Below are 329 nucleotides of genomic sequence, written 5' to 3' on the forward strand. Positions count from 1 at the left end.
CATGATTCTTCTAACTTGATTTATCGAACAATGTATTTCATTTTTGATTTGATGATAAATTTTGCGATAACCATATCTGAACTTTGTTTTAATACATTCAGATTTTATTAGGGATTCTAAATCTGACAATTCAAATTTATCGTCGTTATTCAAATGGCGGTAATATGTAGACCTTGAGATTCCTAATATTTCACATATTCTTGATATAGGAATATGTTCACTTAATTCAGTTATCATTGATATTGTAGTTTTATTTACCACAACCTTTCCTTGATTAAATATTTTTTTACGACTTCAAGTTCTTGCTTCATCTCGTCAATTTCTCTGGC

1 protein-coding gene is annotated in these 329 nt (G+C 28.3%); it reads right to left on the reverse strand.

What is annotated here, in order from left to right; genetic code table 11:
• On the reverse strand, window positions 1-237 hold a 237-nt coding region (locus FD31_RS14605), incomplete at its 3' end, for an IS3 family transposase (RefSeq protein WP_420838398.1).
• Window positions 238-329: the final 92 nt, after the last annotated feature.

The organism is Companilactobacillus nantensis DSM 16982, assembly GCF_001435815.1.
GTDB lineage: Bacteria > Bacillota > Bacilli > Lactobacillales > Lactobacillaceae > Companilactobacillus > Companilactobacillus nantensis.